We start from the raw sequence: 4,488 nt of genomic DNA on the forward strand, positions 1-4,488 counted from the left end.
TACACTATTACATATTACAGACGTAAAAAAACCACTCAATTGAGTGGCTATAATTTAAACTTATTAGCGTGGTCGCGGTGGTCTTGGCGGTGTTGGTGGGCTTGGTGGTCTTGGTGGTCTTGGTGGCTGCGCGGCTGATTGCACTACAGATAATGGCTCAATCTCTTTCATGTGGTGTTCCTCGAAATGTTGGCGTTCAGCATCGGGATATAATAGCACTCCGACTACTCCACTATTATCTTTTAAAGACCCGTTTTTAAAAAATTCTAGCACAGCTCTTTGATACGCTCGCTCATCTTTGCAACTATCACGAGTCAACTGATTAGCATCAGCCCAATCACTAATTATCTGCAATTGTCGCTTATCATAATTATCATTATTAACACTGATAAAAGTAGCTGCTAGCTCATTGCGTCTTTCTTCGACTTCTTCAGTATCAACTTTAAAAACAGCTGATAGCCTAAGCATATTATTATAATTTTTAATGAGCGTATTGATTTCGCCCTTGCGCGTATACTCACCTTGCCGTTCCATCGTTGATGCTGTCTTACCCAATTTGATAGTCGGTAGCTCTTTTTTACCTTGCTCTTTTAGCGACCTATGGTCAATTTGCTCATCAAGTCCAGCACGTTTCAAATGCTCATTTGCCACATCAGCCCACAGCTTTCGAGTCGCTAATAAATCCTCTTTCCGCTTGCGTCCAGCTTTTTCAATATCTGCTTTATCTGTCAATCCGTTGTTAGTGATTTTGCGAGTCGTTGTTAAAATATGAGCATGATAATTGCGCGGATCAGAGCCGTTTTCAATTTCTTTAGGGGTTGGTTTGTGCAAACATAAATCGACTGCTATACCATGAATTTCTGCGAGCTTGTTAGAAAAATCCTGCGCTAATTCTATGCGCTGTTGGTCTGATAGTTGGTAAGGTAAATTAATTTCGTACTCTCTCGCGGTGCAACCATCTTTTCGATTTTCTGCTTTTTCTGCCATATTCCAAAGCTCGGATCGGCTCGGTGCATTTACCCCAAATGGCACAATTATTTCTGTATATTCAACGCCCATTTTTTTAGTATAGTTATGAGTGAGTCCAGTTCGCTCATCATAAATTTCACAACCTGCCCGATACGCAGCAGCAGCAACCGAACTTCTGCCCTTGCTCCTTTGCACTGGTTTTACGCTTAGATGGTAAATCGTCATTTTGATTATCCGTGAATGTTTTTAGCGTTTGGTTTTTAGCTCCGCAGGACGAACAGGAGTCCGAAATAAAACAAGCGATAGCGATTTTTATTTTGGACTCCTAAGTTCGCACTTGTCAGTGGGACGCAAACATCAAAGCAAAAACAAAATTGTTTGGGGTTATATTCATGATATTCTTTAGCAATCACAAAAGCAAATCAGCAGAAAATTTAAGGCTCAAAACATGAAAGAACCAAAACCAAAAAAGCCAAAACCAACAGCAGAACAGCTCAAAGCACGAGAACAAGATAGACTTGCTAGAGCAGACACCAAAGCCAAAAGTTTGCAAAATGGGCAAAAAATAATCATTGGCGGAATGATTTTATCAATAGCTCGGAAAGATGCTGGATTATCTAATTTGCTATTAGCATTCATAAAACAAGAAGTCACACGAGAAACTGACATAAAGCGACTTGATGACATAATTCTTGAGCTAAAATCCAATATCGAACGACTGAAAAAATAGTATTAAATATTAAAATGGGGTGAATACATATATTTATGCTTAGGCTTTTTATATGTAAAAACTAAACGTCTGTCGTCTTTTTCGTGCTCATCATCTGACTCATCAGCAGTGATTAGTTCATCATTAGTAATTTCATCAGATGGTTTGAAAGCATCTTTTAGAACACCTCCGCTAGCAATAAAACGCAACTTGAATACTTGTCTGGTCAACTCATAAAACCATGCGTTATCTTTTGCTGTACCCTCTCCGATCATGTCTGAGGGCTTAACAGAATATTTGAGAGTTTCCATGATTGCGCCTTTAATAGCATCCTCTTTTGACTGCCCTATTTTCTTGTTCGCTTTGACTGCTTTGATGTTCACGACAGGCATATAATCAACACGCAAAACGCTTTGCCACATCTCGCCCCATTGCGTTTGTTTAATATAGTTATGGCTAAAATATGACGGCTTGACCAAGAGCATAACGTGAAAATGTGGATGCGCCATAGTCGGGCCGTCCTTACCTTTAGTGATTTCTGTCGTGCGTATCCAACCGACAACACCACGCATAAATGGGGCGCGTTTAATAAGTCGTTGCCACGATTCGTTCATATGCTTCAAAGTAGCGCGCAAATCTGTTACATCGCAATTTTTAACTGTCAACGTCAAAAACAACCAGCGGTGCGTCGGATATTTTTCTTGTATGTCATCATAGACAGAATACATGTTAGATTTCCAAAATAATGACCGCCGCCACTGACAGACGGGGCAATGACGAACACGACAAAAATTTGCATTCTTCAATTTCAAATCATCATCACTAAAACCATAGGCTAAAAATGTGCTGCAATCGCCCATTCTTTCAGCGTATCGCTCAAACTCTGCATTGTAGCCGTAAATATCACCCACTTGCTCAGTATCATAGCGATGGTCATCCCACACACTATCTTTAGAAGAAACGTCAGCAAGGGCTATTTCTATGTTTTCTGTGGGCGGTTCTTGATGTAGATACTCAAAAATATTGGTGATCGGTGGCGGTGTAGGTTCTGATTTCTGTGTCAGACTTTCGTTGTACCATTTTTGATATGCTGGTACAGGTATCGGATGCGGTCTTAGTTTATCTTGCGACTTTAAATTAAATAGCGAATAAACATTGACGAAATGGACGGTTTTTGGCATTATATTGGCAAGAGCCTTGTATTATTTGAGAACTTAGACACTTTCAAATCTACAAGGTTTTTTTATGTCTGTCAACAAAGCGTTTCTACATCCTTATACAGCCCAATTTCACGCTAAGCCCTTACGGGCTAAGGTATAACAGCGGATTTCAAACAAGTTTTCAATCCGCTAGTTATACCTATAGTATAAATAGAAGAAAAAACCCGCCAAATTCACCCCTATTTGTAGTCCAAAATCGCTCTTAATCAACGCCAAAAAAAAATAGGTGCTATTGCCCTATTTTTCTTTTCATGCTCTTAGAACGCGACAACGACACAAGCAGGAAGTTATGGTTTTGCATCATTAGCCTGGCTTCTGATTTTTGGTTATCGCAAAGCAGGAACAAAAAAGCAGAATAGCCATGCTTATGATGCGATGCTATGACTTATCGCTGAGTGGCGTGTGAGTCGCCCATATTTTCATTGTCACCCTACCCCTAGCAATATTCCTAATGAGAACTGTCACAGCGTCAAGATAGAATTTTCAGCAAAAAGACGCTGAAAATCTCCAACTTGACCCCGCGCCAATTCTCATTTTTTGTTAGCTATGGGGTACGGTGACCTATCGAGTTCAATTGCTTTTCGGCATAGCAGTCGATTTTTTCAGCTGCTCAGTCAAATCAGCGACTTGCTTAGCTAGATATTCTTTCTCACCTTTCACGGTGGCTAGTGCTTGCTTGTCTGCTAGCGCATCATTACTAGTCGTATTGAATTGCGCTGTAACAGTCGCAATCTGTTCATCTTTCTGCGCTAACGCTTTGAGATGGCTCGCTTGAGAGTTCTCGTATTCAGTAACCAAGCGCTGATTACGTGCTGTCATTTCTTCCAACAACATATTAGCTCTAGTAGCTTCTGTGTGGCTCGTAGTGAGCTTTGAGCGAGTATCTGCAATCTCTGCATCTAATATACTATTACGACTCTCTAAGCGACTAATATCATCATTTAAATGCTTAATTTTTGACTCTGCATCAACAAATTGCTCTTTCCATTTCTCACTTTGCGCTTTATAGATAGAAACTTGCTGTTTTTCTGCTTCAAGCTTTTCGTTCAATTGCTCAATCGTCGCAAAACGATCATCAGCAATATTCATTTGAGCATCAAGCTCTGCCAACGCTTCATCGCGTATCTCGTACATCGCTTTGCGCTCATCATCGAGCTTAGCATCAGCTACTGCTTGAGCTTTTGCGACTTCAACGCTCAAAACATCTGTAATAGCTTTGACTGAATTAGCATCAAGCTCAACAGCAGCAGGCTTTTCATCAGATTTCGACTGCTGTAACTGCTCACTATTACTATCAAGCCAAGCGGCTAATACGGGCTTAATGTACGAGTTTGATGTTTGATAGATTTCTTGTATCTCACTGTATTTCGGCTTTCGTTGAGTACGTGCATAAACTGTTTCAATCGCTTGTAAAATGGCGTCTTGAGCGTCTTTTGATACGTTGATAGTAGTAGCTGACATTGTAATAATCCTTTGCTTTGTTTTGTATAAATCTATTATATCAATAATATTGTGTAATGTGTAAAGTGTAATGTAACTTAGTGTAATATGTAATGTGTAATTATTACATAAAAATGTAATATTACATTT

The 4,488-nt window shown here is 39.8% G+C and carries 4 protein-coding genes; 1 reads left to right on the plus strand and 3 read right to left on the minus strand.

What is annotated here, in order from left to right; translation table 11 throughout:
* Positions 1 to 63 precede the first annotated feature (63 nt).
* Positions 64 to 1,194, minus strand: a complete 1,131-nt coding sequence (mobQ, locus tag ACT3RN_RS14640) for a MobQ family relaxase (RefSeq protein ID WP_444518756.1) — start codon at positions 1,192 to 1,194, stop codon at positions 64 to 66.
* Positions 1,195 to 1,417: 223 nt separating this feature from the next.
* On the opposite strand from mobQ, the gene ACT3RN_RS14645 reads away from it, so the two are divergent.
* Positions 1,418 to 1,699 carry a hypothetical protein gene (locus ACT3RN_RS14645; protein ID WP_444518757.1) on the plus strand — a complete coding sequence of 94 codons (282 nt, stop codon included), beginning with the start codon at positions 1,418 to 1,420 and terminating at the stop codon, positions 1,697 to 1,699.
* Between the two features lie 2 nt (positions 1,700 to 1,701).
* On the opposite strand, the gene ACT3RN_RS14650 is transcribed toward ACT3RN_RS14645, so the two are convergent.
* Both ACT3RN_RS14650 and ACT3RN_RS14655 read right to left on the minus strand, forming a co-directional pair.
* Entirely contained in the window at positions 1,702 to 2,859 is a 1,158-nt protein-coding gene (locus ACT3RN_RS14650) for a protein rep (RefSeq protein WP_444518758.1), read from the minus strand.
* 609 nt (positions 2,860 to 3,468) lie between these two features.
* A complete protein-coding gene (locus ACT3RN_RS14655; protein ID WP_444518759.1) occupies positions 3,469 to 4,359 on the minus strand; it encodes a hypothetical protein in 891 nt (296 codons plus the stop codon).
* Positions 4,360 to 4,488 lie beyond the last annotated feature (129 nt).

It is taken from the genome of Psychrobacter sp. AOP5-GZ1-6, from assembly GCF_052376345.1.
Taxonomy (GTDB): Bacteria; Pseudomonadota; Gammaproteobacteria; order Pseudomonadales; family Moraxellaceae; genus Psychrobacter.